The sequence below is a fragment of the Aliiroseovarius sediminis genome, from assembly GCF_022678485.1.
GTDB lineage: Bacteria > Pseudomonadota > Alphaproteobacteria > Rhodobacterales > Rhodobacteraceae > Aliiroseovarius > Aliiroseovarius sediminis.
Map to the genome: position 1 here is coordinate 42,397 of NZ_JALBYP010000021.1, position 13,974 is coordinate 56,370.

The 13,974-nt window shown below is 59.4% G+C and carries 12 protein-coding genes and 1 pseudogene; 9 read left to right on the forward strand and 4 right to left on the reverse strand.

The features are described from left to right. Positions 1 to 5 precede the first annotated feature (5 nt). Positions 6 to 1,382 carry a M20/M25/M40 family metallo-hydrolase gene (locus tag MN186_RS02615; protein WP_242111318.1) on the reverse strand — a complete coding sequence of 459 codons (1,377 nt, stop codon included), beginning with the start codon at positions 1,380 to 1,382 and terminating at the stop codon, positions 6 to 8. A 272-nt stretch (positions 1,383 to 1,654) separates the two neighbouring features. On the opposite strand from MN186_RS02615, the gene hemA reads away from it, so the two are divergent. The 4 genes and pseudogenes from hemA to ispG all read left to right on the forward strand — a co-directional run bounded on the left by hemA (position 1,655) and on the right by ispG (position 5,507). After that, positions 1,655 to 2,878: a 5-aminolevulinate synthase gene (hemA, locus tag MN186_RS02620; protein WP_242111319.1), complete on the forward strand. Its 1,224-nt coding sequence runs from the start codon at positions 1,655 to 1,657 to the stop codon at positions 2,876 to 2,878. Positions 2,879 to 3,079: 201 nt separating this feature from the next. Beyond that, positions 3,080 to 3,244, forward strand: a pseudogene (locus tag MN186_RS16605) (helix-turn-helix domain-containing protein); the annotation flags it as partial. Then, positions 3,245 to 4,276 (forward strand): DUF4115 domain-containing protein, encoded by a 1,032-nt coding sequence (locus tag MN186_RS02625; protein ID WP_420838898.1) that lies wholly within the window; start codon positions 3,245 to 3,247, stop codon positions 4,274 to 4,276. It begins immediately after the preceding pseudogene. Positions 4,277 to 4,382: 106 nt separating this feature from the next. After that, complete coding sequence (gene ispG / locus MN186_RS02630; protein WP_242111322.1) at positions 4,383 to 5,507, forward strand: flavodoxin-dependent (E)-4-hydroxy-3-methylbut-2-enyl-diphosphate synthase; 1,125 nt, start codon at positions 4,383 to 4,385, stop codon at positions 5,505 to 5,507. 247 nt (positions 5,508 to 5,754) lie between these two features. Here ispG and MN186_RS02635 read toward each other — a convergent pair whose 3' ends face one another. From MN186_RS02635 to ccmI, 3 genes are read right to left on the reverse strand one after another with little or no spacing between them, the layout of a single operon-like run. Further along, positions 5,755 to 5,994 carry a DUF1289 domain-containing protein gene (locus MN186_RS02635; protein WP_242111323.1) on the reverse strand — a complete coding sequence of 80 codons (240 nt, stop codon included), beginning with the start codon at positions 5,992 to 5,994 and terminating at the stop codon, positions 5,755 to 5,757. After that, positions 5,994 to 6,458, reverse strand: coding sequence for a Holliday junction resolvase RuvX (gene ruvX / locus MN186_RS02640; RefSeq protein ID WP_242111325.1), 465 nt, complete (start codon positions 6,456 to 6,458; stop codon positions 5,994 to 5,996). The genes MN186_RS02635 and ruvX overlap by 1 nt, the downstream gene beginning before the upstream one ends. Beyond that, complete coding sequence (gene ccmI, locus MN186_RS02645) at positions 6,455 to 7,720, reverse strand: c-type cytochrome biogenesis protein CcmI (RefSeq protein ID WP_242111327.1); 1,266 nt, start codon at positions 7,718 to 7,720, stop codon at positions 6,455 to 6,457. The genes ruvX and ccmI overlap by 4 nt, the downstream gene beginning before the upstream one ends. A gap of 213 nt (positions 7,721 to 7,933) precedes the next feature. Here ccmI and MN186_RS02650 point away from each other — a divergent pair, with 213 nt between their 5' ends. The 5 genes from MN186_RS02650 to MN186_RS02670 all read left to right on the forward strand — a co-directional run bounded on the left by MN186_RS02650 (position 7,934) and on the right by MN186_RS02670 (position 13,941). Next, positions 7,934 to 9,181: a sarcosine oxidase subunit beta family protein gene (locus tag MN186_RS02650; RefSeq protein WP_242111328.1), complete on the forward strand. Its 1,248-nt coding sequence runs from the start codon at positions 7,934 to 7,936 to the stop codon at positions 9,179 to 9,181. A gap of 217 nt (positions 9,182 to 9,398) precedes the next feature. Further along, a complete protein-coding gene (locus MN186_RS02655) occupies positions 9,399 to 9,722 on the forward strand; it encodes a sarcosine oxidase subunit delta (protein ID WP_242111330.1) in 324 nt (107 codons plus the stop codon). After that, positions 9,719 to 12,736 carry a sarcosine oxidase subunit alpha family protein gene (locus tag MN186_RS02660; protein ID WP_242111334.1) on the forward strand — a complete coding sequence of 1,006 codons (3,018 nt, stop codon included), beginning with the start codon at positions 9,719 to 9,721 and terminating at the stop codon, positions 12,734 to 12,736. The genes MN186_RS02655 and MN186_RS02660 overlap by 4 nt, the downstream gene beginning before the upstream one ends. Then, positions 12,729 to 13,286, forward strand: coding sequence for a sarcosine oxidase subunit gamma (locus MN186_RS02665; RefSeq protein WP_242111335.1), 558 nt, complete (start codon positions 12,729 to 12,731; stop codon positions 13,284 to 13,286). Before MN186_RS02660 ends, MN186_RS02665 begins: the two co-directional genes overlap by 8 nt. Before the next feature lie 235 nt (positions 13,287 to 13,521). After that, complete coding sequence (locus MN186_RS02670; protein WP_242111337.1) at positions 13,522 to 13,941, forward strand: hypothetical protein; 420 nt, start codon at positions 13,522 to 13,524, stop codon at positions 13,939 to 13,941. Positions 13,942 to 13,974 lie beyond the last annotated feature (33 nt).

A 13,974-nucleotide genomic window follows, 5' to 3' on the forward strand; every position in this document is an offset into this window, starting at 1 on the left:
GCCGATCAGGTCAAGGTCGCGAGAATACGCGCCCAGCTGCGAATGCCTTTGTGGAAGCTTTCCAAGTCATATTTTTCGTTTGGGCTGTGGATGTTGTCATCATCCTTGCCAAAGCCGATCAGCATCGCATCGACACCCAAAATATCCTTGAAATAACCCGCGATGGGGATGGACCCGCCGCAGCCCGCGAAGGCCGCCGGAACGCCCCATTCTTCGCTTAACGCTTCGCGCGCCTGTTCGAACATCGGATTCTCGGTCGAGATCTGCGCGGCGGGCGAGCCCTTCTCGGTGCGGTATTCGATGGTGAATCCGTCTGGCAGGCGGTCTTCCAGATAGGCGCGGAAGGTCTTGCGGATCGCGTCAGGGTCTTGTTGGCCGACCAGCCGGAAGCTGACCTTGGCCGACGCTTTGCTGGGCAGCACGGTCTTGAACCCGTCACCCGTATAGCCGCCCCAAATGCCGTTCACATCGCAGGTCGGGCGTGACCATAACATCTCGATCGGCATCCGATCCTGTTCGCCGGCGGGGTGTTTCAGACCAACATCGTCCAAAAAGGCGGCGTGGTCGAAATTCAGCCCCTGCCACTGGGCGCGCATTTCCTCTGACAGCTCTTCAACCCCGTCATAAAAGCCGGGCAGGGTAATGCGCCCTGTGTCATCATGCAGATCGGCCAGTGCGCGGGTCAGCACGCGGATCGGGTTCATCGCGATGCCGCCATACATGCCCGAATGCAGGTCACGGCCCGGTCCGGTGATGGTGAAATCCTCGCAACTCATGCCGCGCAGTTGGGTAATGATCGCAGGGGTTTTCGATTCGAACAGCCCGGTGTCGCAGATCAGCGCGATATCGGTCGTCAGTTCGTCGCTATTTTCTTTCATGAAGGGGATCAAGGACGGCGAACCTGATTCCTCTTCGCCCTCGAAAAACAGCGAAATACGGGCGGGCAGGCTGCCATGCACCGCGATCCATGCGCGGCAGGCTTCGATAAAGGTCATCAACTGCCCCTTGTCGTCAGACGCCCCGCGGCCCCGGATCACTTTGCCGGCGGATGTCTCTTCAAGTGCGGGTTCAAAGGGCGGTGTATCCCACAGGTCCAGCGGATCGACAGGCTGCACATCGTAATGGCCGTAAAACATCAGATGCGGTGTGTCGGCCGGACCGTCTGCGTGTGCCACCACCATAGGGTGCCCCGGCGTCTGGCGCTTATCCGCTTGAAATCCAATGGCTTTCAGGTCCTCTACCAACCAATCCGCCGCCTTCTGACATTCCACAGCATAAGCCGGATCGGTCGAGATTGACGGGATGCGCAGAAGGTCCAGCAAGCGGTCAATCGCGTCGGGCAGGTCGGCGTCAATACGATCCAGAACAGGGTTAAGTGTCATGGGGTATGCTCCAATCTTAAGGTTATCGGCGCGACCCTATCAGTCGGTGCGCAACTGTCCAGCCTGCGCGCAGGGGCGGTCAAAGGGGCGTAGTGTCGCGGAGGCCCTAAAAGGGGTTTCGTTTGTGATGGATCAATGTAAAAAGCCGATGTAATCCATTAACAAGACAAGTATTGACGTTCAGGAAGACATATCAAGCTTTCAATATGTTTCTGAGTTGATAGTCTGTATGTAGAGCATACCAACAGGATCAGACCGTCCGGGAGGGAACCTTGGACTACAATCAAGAACTCGACGCAGCGCTTCAGCGCCTGCACGACGAAGGTCGCTATCGCACATTCATCGAGATTGAACGCCGACAGGGCCATTTTCCCCACGCGATGTGGAAAAAGCCTGACGGGACCGAAACCCCGGTGACTGTATGGTGCGGCAATGATTATCTGGGCATGGGGCAACACCCGGCCGTGCGCGACGCCATGCATGATGCAATCGAGGCGACGGGCGCGGGGTCAGGCGGTACGCGCAATATTTCCGGCACGACTGTTTACCACAAAGAGCTGGAAGCCGAGATTGCCGACCTGCACCAGAAGGAAGACGCGCTGATCTTCACCTCGGCCTACATAGCCAATGACGCCACGCTGTCTACGTTGCCCAAGCTGTTTCCGGGGCTGATCATCTATTCCGATGCCTTGAACCATGCCTCGATGATCGAAGGGGTGCGGCGCAACGGGGGCGCGAAACGTATTTTCCGGCACAATGACGTGGCCCATCTGCGCGAATTGCTGGAGGCTGACGATCCTGCGGCTCCCAAACTGATCGCCTTTGAAAGCGTCTATTCCATGGACGGTGATTTTGGCCCGATTGAAGCCCTATGTAACCTGGCAGACGAATTCGGTGCCCTGACCTATGTCGACGAGGTGCACGCGGTCGGCATGTATGGGCCGCGTGGGGCAGGCGTCACCGAACGGGATAATCTTGCCCACCGGATCGACATTATCAACGGCACGCTGGCCAAGGCCTATGGCGTGATGGGGGGCTATATCGCCGCGTCGGCAAAAATGTGTGATGCTGTGCGATCTTACGCGCCGGGCTTCATCTTCACGACCTCGGTACCGCCGGCGGTTGCGGCGGGGGCTGCGGCCTCGGTCAAGCATCTGAAAACGGATCAGGAATTGCGCGACGCGCATCAGACTCAGGCAAAGATCCTCAAGACCCGCCTGAAGGGGCTGGGCCTGCCGATCATTGACCACGGTTCGCATATCGTGCCGCTGATTGTCGGAGACCCGGTGCACACCAAGCGGCTGTCGGATATGTTGTTGGAAAACTTCGGAATTTACGTCCAGCCGATCAACTTCCCGACTGTGCCGCGGGGCACCGAGCGGCTGCGCTTTACCCCATCACCCGTGCATGGGCCAAAAGAGATGGACGCACTGATTAACGCACTGGACCAACTGTGGTCTCATTGTGAGCTAAATCGTGCCGAGCTGTCTGCCTGAAGCGACAGAAACACTGCACATTTTGTGGATTCGTGATAGCGTTGCCACAAGGGAAGGCGGCGACCACGAATCGTTGGCTTCAGCAGGGGCATGTGAAGCACGAGGAGCAGTTGAATGATCGGGCGTTGGAACACGTCGCGGGTCGAGGAAGAAGAGAAGCCGACCGGCTTTGACTCGTTCGATCTTCGGCTCGGTGACGTGATGCGCGGAGAGCGTGCGACGCTTGGCAAATCGCTGCTGGATGTTCAGCGCGAGTTGAAGATCAAAGCTACTTATATCGCCGCAATTGAAAATGCCGATGTTTCGGCCTTTGAAACCCAAGGGTTTATCGCAGGCTATGTGCGGTCCTACGCACGGTATCTGGGTATGGATCCCGACTTGGCTTTCGCGACATTCTGCTCGGAAAGCGGCTTTACCACAGCACATGGGCTGGCGCCCAGCGTCTCAACCCTGCCGGACAAGTCCGCCAAGCTTCCCAAGCGCGGCGATCACGTGGGTGATCCGCTAGGCAACCCCAACGCCAATTGGGTGCCGCAAACCGAAAGTATCTTTGCCGGGATCGAACCCGGTGCTGTCGGGTCGGTCGCGGTTCTGGCCGCGCTGATCGGGCTTTTGGGGTTTGGCAGTTGGTCGGTGCTGAAAGAAATCCAACGCGTCGATTTTGCCCCTGTCGAACAAACCCCCGGCGTGCTGGCTGAACTGCCCGATGTTGGGGCAAGCACAGAAGGCGACGTTCTGGCACAGGCCGGCGCGGGGCTAAGCCAACCGCCATCTGCCGAGGCGTTGGATCGCCTGTATCGCCCACAGGCGCTTGAAGTGCCGGTTCTGACCCACCGTGACGCGCCGATCTCGACCCTTGATCCTTCCAGCGTTGGCGTTTTGGCCCACGCAACGGCCCCTGAGCTGGGTCTTGCACCCTCGCAATTGGCAGCCGCGCCCGGGGCACGAATGGGCGCAAGCGGGATCGCGTCGCGCGACACGCAACAGATTGCGCAAAATCTGCCTGCGTCGGGGGCCGATGGGCGGCTGGATGAAGCGCCGCCCGCGGTTCAGGTCTTGGGTGCCGAAGCGGCCGAGGTTGCGGTGTTCGCCGTCCGCCCCTCGTGGATTCGCATCAAATCCGCCGACGGCACCGTTATATTCGAGAAAATTTTGGATGCGGGTGAACACTATGTTCTGCCCAAAACCGAACATGCCCCGATAATGCGCACGGGCAATGCAGGCTCGGTCTATTTCGCGGTAAACGGCACGGCCTATGGACCGTCCGGCGATGGCCCTTCGGTGGTGAAAGACGTGGCCCTGTCGCAAGAGGCATTGACCCAGAGCTTCGCATTAGCCGATCTGGAGGAGGATGCGGATCTGGCGACCTATGTGGCCGATCTGAACCTGTCGCAGTAACCTCACCTTTGCTTGAGGCTTGATAATCGGCACCCCCTTGTGCTTGTCGTCATCCACGGCCCGCGCTATCCCTAACCCTGAACACACCGGCAAGAAGAGCGATCCCATGTCCCACAACCCGATCCGTCCCTGGCGCGATATCGAACGCCGTACGTCGCGGCAAGTGATGGTGGGCAATGTGCCGGTTGGCGGGGGCGCGCCGATCGCGGTGCAAACCATGACCAACACCGACAGTTCGGACGTTAAGGCGACGGTGGCACAAGTCATTGCGGCCGCCGAGGCTGGCGCGGACATCGTTCGCATTTCCTGCCCTGACGTTGGATCGACAAAGGCGTTGAAACAGATCACCGCTGAGAGCCCGGTGCCCATCGTGGCCGATATCCACTTTCACTATAAACGAGCCATCGAGGCCGCAGAGGCAGGCGCAGCCTGCCTGCGCATCAACCCCGGAAACATCGGGGACAAGGGCCGCGTGCGTGAAGTGATCAAGGCCGCCAAGGATCATGGCTGTTCGATTCGCATCGGCGTGAACGCCGGGTCACTGGAACGCCACCTGCTCGAAAAATATGGCGAACCCTGCCCGGACGCGATGGTGGAAAGTGGCCTTGATCACATCCGCATTCTAGAAGACAACGATTTTCGCGACTACAAGATCAGTGTGAAAGCATCCGACGTGTTCCTATCCGCTGCCGCCTATCACGGCATTGCCGAGGCAACGGACGCGCCGATTCACCTCGGCATCACTGAAGCCGGTGGTCTTGTGTCTGGCACCATCAAAAGCGCGATTGGCCTTGGCAACCTGCTTTGGGCCGGTATCGGCGACACAATCCGCGTCAGCCTGTCCGCTGACCCGGTCGAAGAGGTTAAGGTGGGATTTGAAATCCTGAAAAGCCTTGGCTTGCGTCATCGGGGGGTCAACATCATCTCCTGCCCTTCCTGCGCGCGTCAGGGGTTCGACGTGATTCAAACAGTCGCAACGCTGGAAGAACGCCTGGCGCATGTCCACACGCCAATGAGCCTGTCGATCATTGGTTGCGTGGTCAACGGCCCGGGCGAGGCATTGATGACCGATATCGGCTTCACCGGGGGCGGGGCGGGGTCGGGCATGGTTTATGTCGCAGGTAAGCAAGACCACAAGCTGGACAACGAGAAGATGATCGACCACATCGTTAAGCTTGTCGAAGAACGCGCTGCCGAGATTGAAGCCCAAGTAAACGAAGCCGCAGAGTAAGGGGGCTTTGCCCCCTCGAGCCGTTGGCTCTCACCCCCAGGATATTTCAAGCCAGAAGAAATACAGGAAAGAAACAGTTTGCCACCGGCTATGCCGTCCAGAACATATTATGCTGAGACGCCCGTCGAGGTCTTCGTGCTTCTTCTGGCTTGAAATATCCTGGGGTGAGCACCGCAGGTGCGAGGGGCAACGCCCCTCTTCTGCCGTTGCAAATCAGTGTTGCAGTGGTTTTACGCGCCGCCGTTCCTCAGGCGTCGCCCTTCGCAATGCGTGCTTTGCGCCCGCCACGGCGCTTCGTTAGCATAGTTTTTCGGGCCGGAAGGTCATTCATGATCGTGCGGCGCACCTCGGGCGAAAGGCGCGACCAGGCTGTGATCTCGTCGATCGAACGATAACACCCGGTGCAGATGCGCGCCTCGGGGTGGACGACGCAGATGTTGATGCAGGGGCTATCGATTTCGTCACGGTTCCAGATGTCATCGGCCATTACAGGTGCCTCATTCGGTCTAATACACCTTGAAGGATATACCCGGCGGCAACATGGTCAATCACCTCGGCGCGACGCTTTCGGGACGTATCCGCCTCGAGCAACGCGCGTTCTGCCGCGACGGTAGACAGGCGTTCATCCCAGAAGGTGATCGGGATATCGGTCAGTTTTTCCAGGTTGCGGGCGAAGGCGCGGGTCGATTGGCAGCGCGGGCCTTCGGTTCCGTCCATGTTGCGGGGCAGGCCAAGGATGAGCCCGCCAAGATTGCGTTCGTTGATAATGTCCAGCAGTCGCGCGGCGTCTGTCGTGAACTTCTTGCGCCGGATGGTTTCAAGCGGGGTTGAAACCTGCCGCAGGTTGTCTGACACCGCAACGCCGATGGTTTTCGTGCCAAGATCCAGCCCGCCCAGTGCGGTCACAGGGGGCAGGTGGCCAACAAATTCTTCGACCGTATCGACGATCACGGAGCGAGCCCAGCCTGTTCGGCGGCGATACGCACGGTTGCCAGTGCATCGGGTTTGGAGGCAAAGACGGTCTGCGCCTCGTCCCAGATGGCGGCGGCGCGGTTGTTATCGCCAACGACGCCCAAGACGTTGATCAGACGGGCCCATTCGTCTGGCGTGCCGCCTTCAGTGGCCAGCCGGTCAGACAGCTGTTCGATCATGCCCTGGATCATGGCGCCGCGGTCCTCGTCGTTCAGGTCCTGAGCGGCTTCGATGTCTTCGGCGCTCGGCCCGGACAGGCTGGGGGTAGCGGGTCGCGTCGCAGGCTCGGGTGGGGTGTATTCGACACCGGCATAGGCTGCCAGGCTGCTGATTTGTGACCGCACCGAGGTCCACCAGATTGCCGTTTCCGGGCCTTCCTCAAGCAGCCCGCGCCACAGGCGGAACGCCATGTCGGGGCGGCCGTTTTGGGCAAACATCAGGCCGGTATAGTAGCGTGCCAACTGGTGGCGAGGGTCACGTTGTAATGCCTTTTCCAGCATCTCTTCGGCTTCGGGCGAGATGAAGCCACCGGCGGCATTGACCAGCAGGTCGGCTTGCCGGACGTAGTCATCCGCCGTGGCAGCGTCACCTTTGACTTCCAGCAGGTGCCCCATTGCTTCGCGGGCTGCGACCATGTTTCCAAGGGCCGCTTCGTGCTGGGCCAACAGGTCCAGTCCACGCACGTCGTCGGGGTTTTTTGTGACCGCATCGCGCAGTCCTTGGATCAGGTCAAGATAATCGTCAGGCGCCTCAGCGGGTGGGCCGGGCCAAGGGGGCATGTCGGCCTCGACCTTGGCCTGGCTGGGGCGATTGTCGCGCATTTCCTGGCTCATCGCGACGCGTTTGTCGCGGCCCAAGTCCTGAAACCCGGGAGAGCCCAGCACCCAATATAGACCGAACGCCCCGCAAGCCAGCACAGCTGCCGACAGCCCCATGACCAGACGACTGATGTTTTGCGGCGCGTCTGTCGGGCGATCCTTGGCTTGGGCGGCTTTGTCGGCTTCCAGCAGGCGGCGTGAGATTTCGACCCGGGCGCGATCAGCTTCTTGCGCCGCCAGCGTGCCACGCGCCACGTCGCGGTCAAGTTCGCTTAGCTGGTCACGATAAACCTTCATGTCCGAGGTCAGCCGCGCAGTATCGTCTTTCGTCGCCTGCGCGACGCTAGACGGGAGCAGCATTCTTCGTGCCAGAACCAGAATGGTTGCGAGCGTCAGCGCCCCGATGATCAGCCAGAAAACCATGTTCCCTCCGCGTGCTTCAGTCACCCCCATGTAATGCGCAAAGCGGTTGGGCAAAACCCTTAAAGGGCGGGTGCGACAATCACGATCGCGCGGGACGGCGCAAAATGTGCCTCATGTCGTCTTTTTCATTCCACATGACGCTGGATTGCCGCCGATAATTGTCGCTAGGATATAAAACCGACCGAAACCGGGGACCCATCTGAAGGGAATCGCATGCGACGTTATTCTGCATTTGCCATCGCGCGTGAAGCTGCGCGTTATCATCAGGGGTGGGAGCGCGCGTGGGCGTCCCCTAAACCCAAGAAGAAATACGATGTGGTCATCGTGGGCGCGGGCGGCCACGGGCTGGCCACAGCGTTTTATCTGGGCAAGAATTTCGGGATCACCAATGTGGCGATCATTGAAAAGGGCTGGTTGGGTGGCGGCAATACGGGCCGCAACACCACGATCATTCGGTCGAACTATCTGCAAGACCCGTCTGCTGCGATCTATGAAAAAGCGCGCTCGCTTTACGAGACGATGTCACAGGATCTGAACTACAACGTCATGTTCAGTCCGCGCGGCGTCATGATGCTGGCCCAGACCGAAAGTGAAGTGCGCGGTTTCATACGAACGGCTCACGCCAACGCCCTGCAAGGGGTCAAGACCGAGTTCATCAGCCCTCAGCGCGTAAAAGAGCTTGTGCCGATCATGAACATCGACGGCCCACGCTATCCCGTTCTGGGCGCGCTGTGGCAGGACCGCGCCGGCACCGCGCGTCACGATGCGGTCGCGTGGGGTTACGCGCGGGCATGTTCGGACATGGGCATGGACATCATCCAGAAATGCGAAGTGACCGGGGTGCGCCAGTCGGGGGACAAGGTCACGGGCGTTGATACCACGCAGGGCCAAATTGATTGCGACAAGCTGGCGATGGTTGTGGCTGGCAACGCAAGCCATCTGGCCGATATGGCGGGCTTCCGGCTGCCGATGGAAAGCGTCGCGCTGCAAGCGCTGGTGTCAGAGCCGATCAAACCCTGCATTGACGTGGTCGTGATGGCCAACACCGTGCATGGCTATATGTCCCAGTCCGACAAGGGCGAGCTGGTCATTGGCGGCGGCACCGACGGCTACAACAACTACACCCAGCGCGGATCGTTCCATCACATTGAGGAAACGGTGCGCGCCTTGGTCGAAACCTTCCCGATCATCTCGCGCCTGAAAATGCTGCGCCAATGGGGCGGCATCGTGGACGTGACAGGCGACCGATCCCCCATCATCGGCAAGACGCCCTTGGGCAACTGCTTCATCAACTGCGGCTGGGGCACCGGCGGCTTCAAATCGATTCCCGGATCAGGCTGGGCCATGGCTGAGACCGTCGCCAAAGGCGAACCCGGCGCGCTTGCTGGCGCATTTGGCCTGAACCGCTTCACCGAAGGACGCTTCATTGATGAAAGCGTGGCAGCGGGGGTGGCTCACTGATGTTTGGATTTATGAAACTAATACAATTACTTGTCCTGAGAAACCTACATGTACCTTTCAGGTGGGTTATCTCCATGGGGTTTTGGGTTTCGCCCAAGTCTGATGAGAACAAAGGCGAGAAGCGCTATGCCAGCGATTGGCGCAATTGCGATGAAGAAATCCAACATGGCATCAATCCTACCTTAATTGAAACGCGATGCAACTATGAGGTACAGCCATGCTGATCCTTGAATGCCCCTATTGCGGCGTGATGGCCGATGAAACGGACCTGCATGGCGGGGGCGAGGCGCATCTGAAGCGTTTCGGGCCCGGCTCGTCCGATGATGATTTCGAGACCTATCTGTTCCACCGCGCGAACCCCAAAGGCGTTCACTTTGAACGCTGGCGGCATGTCTCGGGTTGCGGCAAGTGGTTCCACGCGGCGCGCAACACCATGACGCTTGAGGTCTACGGCACCTATTCCGCCCAGACCTATGAGCCGCCCAAGGCGATCATCAACGCGGTCAAAAAGAAACATCCCGAATGGGAGGGCTATGAATGAGCACCCGTCTGGCAAAAGGCGGCCGTTTGATCGACCGCACCAAACCGAAGAATTTCACCTTCAACGGTAAACGTATGAAGGGGTATGACGGCGACACACTGGCCGCGGCGCTTCTGGGCGAAGACCAGATGCTGGTCGGCCGGTCGTTCAAATATCACCGCCCGCGCGGCATCGTCGCATCCGGCGCGGAAGAGCCCAATGCGCTTGTAAATATGGGGCAGGGCGGGCGCTTTGAACCCAACCAGCGCGTTACCACGACCGAGCTGTTTGACGGCCTCACCTGCACCTCGCAAAACCACTGGCCGAGCCTTGAGTTCGATGTGGGCGTGGTCAACAACTACGCCGCGCGCTTCCTGCCGGCGGGGTTTTACTACAAGACATTCATGGCGCCCGCGCCCGCGTGGAAGCACGTGTTTGAACCCATCATTCGAAAGTCCGCCGGTCTGGGCAAAGTCCCGACCGAGGCGGACGTGGATCGCTATGAACATTTCTATCACCACACTGATGTGCTGGTGATCGGTGGCGGTGTTGCCGGTCTGGCCGCCGCTCTGGCCGCTGGGCGGTCAGGCGCGAAAGTGCTGGTGATGGAACAAACGCACCATTGGGGCGGACGTGCGCCGGTGGATGGCGGCGAGATCGACGGGCAGACGCCCGATGATTGGATCACTGCAACGCTGGCCGAGCTTGAAGGCATGGACAACGTCACACTGCGCACCCGCATGATGGGCGCGGGCGTCTATGACCACGGCTATGCGCTGGGCTATGAACGTGTGGCTGATCACACGCCGGGCGACGACCGCCCGCGCCATCGTCTGTGGCGCATCCGGGCCAAGCAGATCGTCACCGCGACCGGTGCGATCGAACGCCCCTTGTCCTTTGCGGGCAATGACATTCCCGGCGTCATGCTGGCTTCGGCTGTGCGCGACTATGCGGTGAACTGGGGCGTGTCCGTTGGCGACCGCACAGTGGTTGTGACCAACAATGACGACGCCTACCGCACGGCACTTGTGTTGAAAGAGGCCGGGCTGGACGTGCCGGTCATTCTGGACGCGCGCGACCATTCCAATGGCCCGCTGGCAGAAGCAGCCCGCGCTGCTGGCATTCGGGTTGAGGTCGGCAAAGCCATTGCCAAGGTTAACGGCGGCAAACGCGTGACGGGCGTTTCGATCTGCTCGCAGGCGGGCGAGGGCTCGGCGGTCGAAGATATCGCTTGCGACGCGGTCGCCATGTCGGGCGGCTGGTCCCCCGTCGTGCACCTGTGGTCGCATTGCGGCGGCAAACTGATCTGGGACGACAAACAGAGCCATTTCCGCCCCGACCCTGACCGCGCCCCCACAGGCCATGATGGCCAATCCTTTGTGGTCACCGCCGGTGCCGCTTCGGGCGCGATGAGTTTGGCGGATGTGCTGTCGGACGCTTATGCGGCGGGCCAGCAAGCTGCGAAAGCGGCAGGCGGCAAGGCCGTGCGCAAGGCTGGCCCCAAGGCAGACCCCGAGGCGACACAGCCAATGGCTCCTGTCTGGATCATGCCGCAGGGTGCTGGTCATCAGAAACGCATGAAAATGTGGCTGGATTACCAGAACGACGTGAAGGTTTCGGACGTGCAACTGGCCGCGCGCGAAGGATACGAAAGCGTCGAGCACACCAAGCGTTATACCACATTGGGCATGGCGACGGACCAAGGGAAGCTGTCCAATATCAATGGCTTGGCGATCCTTTCTGATGCATTGGGTCAACCCATTCCGGCAACCGGCACCACCACCTTCCGCCCGCCCTATACCCCGATCAGCTTCGGCGCGATTGTGGGCGAAGCGCGCCACGAGTTGTTCCAGCCGATCCGCCGCACACCGATGCACAAATGGCATGAAGATGCGGGCGCTTACATGGAACCTGTCGGTCATTGGCGCCGTCCCTATTGCTATGCCAAACCGGGTGAAACCAATGAACAAGCTGTGCATCGCGAGGTGCTGAACACCCGCGAGAAACTGGGTCTGTTGGATGCCTCGACGCTGGGCAAGCTGATCGTCAAGGGGCCGGATGCGGGCAAGTTCATGGACATGATGTATACCAACATGATGTCGAACTTGGCGGTCGGCAAATGCCGTTATGGTCTGATGTGCTCGGAAAATGGGTTTTTGTCGGATGACGGCGTTGTCGCCCGGATTGATGAGGATACGTGGCTCTGCCACACCACCTCGGGCGGGGCCGACCACATCTATGCGTGGATGGAGGAGTGGCTGCAAACCGAATGGTGGGATTGGAAAGTCTATGTCGCCAACGTGACCGAGCAGTTGGCGCAGGTCGCCGTGGTCGGTCCCAATGCGCGCAAATTGCTTGAGAAGCTGGGAGGCATGGATGTGTCCAAGGACGCGCTGGCCTTCATGCAGTGGAAAGACGGCAAGATTGGCGAGTTTGATGCGCGCGTTTATCGTATCTCGTTCTCGGGCGAGCTGTCTTATGAAATTGCCGTCCCTGCCAGCCAAGGCCGCGCCTTCTGGGACAAGTTGCTGGAGGCCGGTGAAGAATTTGGCGTTATGCCTTACGGCACCGAATGCCTGCACATCATGCGGGCCGAAAAGGGCTTTATCATGATCGGAGACGAAACCGACGGCACCGTGATCCCGCAGGATCTGGGGCTGAACTGGGCGATTTCCAAGAAGAAAGAGGACTTCCTTGGTAAACGCGCCCAGCAACGCAGCCACATGTCGGACCCGGATCGCTGGAAACTGGTCGGTCTGGAAACGCTGGACGGATCTGTTCTGCCCGATGGTGCCTATGCGGTCGAAGATGGTGAAAACCAGTATGGGCACCGCAATATGATCGGGCGCGTCACCTCGACCTATTATTCGCCGACGCTGAAGAAAGGTATTGCGATGGGGCTGGTGAAACACGGGCCTGATCGGATGGGTGATGTGCTAAGCTTCCCGACCGTGGATGGCTCTAACACCGAGATCAAGGCGCGGATCTGTGATCCGGTTTTCTTTGATAAGGACGGGGAGAAGCAGAATGTCTAATGCCGTTTCCGCACTGCAAGGCGCGTTGTACAAGGGCTATTGCACCGTAGAAGAAGCCGGGCTGGTCGGCATGATCACCCTGCGTGGGGATCTGTCGTCTGACGCGATTGCCAAGGCGGTGAAGGCCGCGACGGGGGCCGAAATGCCGGGGCAGGGCAAGATAACGGAAGGTGCCAAGGGACGCGCGGGCTGGATGTCACCTGACGAGCTTCTGTTGATCGTCGATCACGCCGCGGCGCCAAAAGTTGTCGAAGCGGCATCGAAATCGCTGGCGGATGAGCATTCGCTGATCGTCAATGTCTCGGATGCGCGCGCGGTGTTTCGTGTGAAAGGTGCAGCGTGTCGCGAGGTGATCGCCAAGCTGTCGCCCGCCGACACCGCTGTCATGCAGCCCGGAATGCTGCGCCGCACGCGGGTCGCCCAAATCCCCGCCGCATTTTATCTGGAAGATGATCAGACCGCGGTGCTGGTCTGCTTCCGTTCGGTCGCGCAATATGCGTTCGATCTGTTAGCCGATGCTGCCAGGGACGGGGGCGAGGTGGGCGTCTAGGTCGATCATCGCCCGTGATAATCAGAATGCAGCCATGGTTGGTTCCAGAAGGGGATGGCAGGATATTACTGCCATCTTTTTCGTTTCGCGCCTTTCCCGATATCTAGACGGTGTTGGTGACGCGCAGTTAAAACTCGTGATTGACGTTGCGGCAGACACAACCTTAGGGAGTTGTTTGGGCGCCGAACCACACATATACGACCGGGCAGGACTCTCGTGTAAAGGTAAAGAAATTATGATTAAACTTGTATCAGCCGTCGCCTGCGCAGCCGTCGTTGGTGTCGCGTCACCCGCTCTTGCGCAAACCTACGATTGCACCGTCACCAAAGGTGGGGCAAGCGAAAGCTGGGCCATTCCCCAGCGTATTGTGGTGGTGAAAAAAGGCGACGACGTTTCGGTGATTGACGGTCTGATTCAGGATATCGTTGGCAAACCTATCCCGGCCAAGATCGAAACGAACAACGACAAACGGATCAGCTTCACTTGGACCGTAAAGGACGTTCCGGTGGATACCGTGCAGTCGTCGGCCAGCCGGAACGCGCGATTTAGCTATCGCCTGACCTATTTGAAGCAAAAGAAGTCGGCCAATATCTCGATGAAGCCTGTGGGCTTTGCCAATACGTTCCGCGCAAAAGGCAAATGCAAGGTGAAATAACTGTTCCGGGGCTGGGTGGATTTCCGCCTTGCC

What these genes read in the sequence shown, in the direction of transcription:
- MN186_RS02615 (WP_242111318.1), bottom strand. Translation starts at nt 1,382, where the DNA reads ATGACACTTAACCCTGTTCTGGATCGTATTGACGCCGACCTGCCCGAC.
- MN186_RS02625 (WP_420838898.1), top strand. Translation starts at nt 3,245, where the DNA reads ATGGATCCCGACTTGGCTTTCGCGACATTCTGCTCGGAAAGCGGCTTT.
- ispG (WP_242111322.1), top strand. Translation starts at nt 4,383, where the DNA reads ATGTCCCACAACCCGATCCGTCCCTGGCGCGATATCGAACGCCGTACG.
- MN186_RS02635 (WP_242111323.1), bottom strand. Translation starts at nt 5,994, where the DNA reads ATGGCCGATGACATCTGGAACCGTGACGAAATCGATAGCCCCTGCATC.
- ccmI (WP_242111327.1), bottom strand. Translation starts at nt 7,720, where the DNA reads ATGGTTTTCTGGCTGATCATCGGGGCGCTGACGCTCGCAACCATTCTG.
- MN186_RS02650 (WP_242111328.1), top strand. Translation starts at nt 7,934, where the DNA reads ATGCGACGTTATTCTGCATTTGCCATCGCGCGTGAAGCTGCGCGTTAT.
- MN186_RS02655 (WP_242111330.1), top strand. Translation starts at nt 9,399, where the DNA reads ATGCTGATCCTTGAATGCCCCTATTGCGGCGTGATGGCCGATGAAACG.
- MN186_RS02660 (WP_242111334.1), top strand. Translation starts at nt 9,719, where the DNA reads ATGAGCACCCGTCTGGCAAAAGGCGGCCGTTTGATCGACCGCACCAAA.
- MN186_RS02665 (WP_242111335.1), top strand. Translation starts at nt 12,729, where the DNA reads ATGTCTAATGCCGTTTCCGCACTGCAAGGCGCGTTGTACAAGGGCTAT.
- MN186_RS02670 (WP_242111337.1), top strand. Translation starts at nt 13,522, where the DNA reads ATGATTAAACTTGTATCAGCCGTCGCCTGCGCAGCCGTCGTTGGTGTC.